The 1,980-nt window shown below is 65.6% G+C and carries 1 protein-coding gene; it reads right to left on the bottom strand.

All coding sequences use genetic code 11. The features are described from left to right. A partial coding sequence (locus WEA77_RS13465; RefSeq protein WP_368068397.1) for a dipeptide ABC transporter ATP-binding protein occupies positions 1 to 1,820 on the bottom strand: 1,820 nt, incomplete at its 3' end. Between the last annotated feature and the right edge of the window lie 160 nt (positions 1,821 to 1,980).

Here is a 1,980-nt window from a genome sequence, read left to right on the forward strand (position 1 = left end):
GCAACCGCGCCGGCGACGGCGTCAAGCTCGGCGACCCAGTGGCCGGGACCGATAGCGATCAGCTGGGGCTGGTACTGTTCGGCTTCCGGGTCGTCGATGAGTTTCGACTTGAGGAAGCGGAGCGCGGCGCGGCTGTCCATCGGGCTCGGCAGGTCGCCTGTGAGGCGAAGTTTCTCGCGCGCGCGCTCACTTTTCGGATCCGCGTTCGGCACGGCGGCGATCAGGGCCTTGGTATAGGGATGGCGCGCGTCAGTGTAGATGGTGCTCCGGCCGGCGAGTTCGACGACCCGGCCGAGATACAGCACCATGACGCGGTGGCTGATCTGGCGGACGACGGCGAGGTCGTGGCTGATGAAGATCATCGCGAGGCCGAACTCCTTCTGGAGCTCGATCAGGAGGTCCACCACCTGCGCCTGCACCGACACGTCGAGGGCAGAGACCGCCTCGTCGCAGATCACGAGTTTTGGCTGCAGGATCATCGCGCGGGCTATGCCGACCCGCTGGTTCTGGCCGCCGGAGAGCTCGTGCGGGTAGCGGTTGATCAGGTTCGGATCGAGGCCGACGCGGGGCAGGATCTGGCGGACTTTTGCCTCGCGCTGAAGCCTGCCGAGACCAGGCTCGTGAACCTGCAGGGGCTCGGCGATGGAGGCGCCAATCGTCATGCGCGGGTCGAGGCTGGCGAGCGGGTCCTGGAAGACGATCTGCAGGTCGTTGCGAAGGGCGTTCATCTCGCGGGCATTGGTTTTGGTGATGTCCTTGCCGAGCCAGGCGACCGTGCCGGCCGTCGGCGGAATCAGTTTCAGCACGCCCCGCGCGAGGGTGGACTTGCCGCAGCCCGATTCGCCCACGACGCCGAGCGTCTCGCCCGGGCGCAGGTCGAAGCTGACGCCGTTGACGGCTTTCAGCGGCTTGGTCTTGCCGAACAGTCCGCCTTTCACCTCGACCGGGAAGTGGACCTTCATGTCGTCGACCTGCAGCACCGGCGCGGTGTCCGGGGAAGGGGCTGGCGAGAGGGCGGGGCGTCCCGGCGGGTCCGGCAGGTCGATGCGCGGTACGGCTGCCAGCAGCATCTTCGTGTAATCGTGCTTGGGCGCGTAGAAGATCTCGTCGGTGGTGCCCTGCTCGACGATCTCGCCATAGCGCATCACGATCACGCGGTCACACATCCGCGCCACGACGCCCATGTTGTGAGTGATCAGGACGATACCGGTACCGGTTTCGCGCTTCAATTCGTCCATCAGTTCGAGCACCTGTGCCTGCACGGTTACATCGAGGGCGGTGGTTGGTTCGTCTGCGATCAGCAGTTTCGGGCCGCACAGCATCGCGATGGCGATCATCACGCGCTGGCGCATGCCGCCGGACAGTTCGTGCGGGAACTGGTCGAGGCGGCGGGCGGCTTCCGGGATGCGGACATGCTCCAGCCAGTCGATGCAGCGCTTGTTCGCCTCTTCACCCCTGATGCCCTGATGCAGCGCGAGGATTTCGCGCATTTGCGCGCCGACGGTCATGTGCGGGGTGAGGCTGGTCAGTGGGTCCTGGAAGATCATTGATATCTCGGCGCCGCGGATCTTGCGCAGCTCCGGCCGGGGAGCAGTGATCATGTCGGTGGCGTTGAACAGGATCTGGCCGCGGGCTTTCCCGTTCTCCGCGAGCAGCCCCATCGCCGCGAGGGCCGACTGGCTCTTGCCGGAGCCGCTTTCGCCCACGATTCCAAGGCATTCGCTGGCGGCTACATGAAAGGATATTCCCCTGACGGCGTTTACAGCGCCATCAGCGGTTTCGAAATCCACGGCGAGGTCTTTTACGGTCAGGATCGTCATGCCCAAGGGGTAGCGCCTTGAAAACGCGGCGCAAGGGGCAGGGCGCAGAAAACGCAGGCGCCGCGCCTCCGGGGGAAGGAGACGCGGCGCCCTCTACCGGGGCCAGCCTGGAATAGAGAAGGCCGGCTTCAGTATTTGTAGGCGAGGCCGACACCCACCA

The sequence above is a fragment of the Hyphomonas sp. genome (assembly GCF_040882205.1).
Classification (GTDB): Bacteria; Pseudomonadota; Alphaproteobacteria; order Caulobacterales; family Hyphomonadaceae; genus Hyphomonas.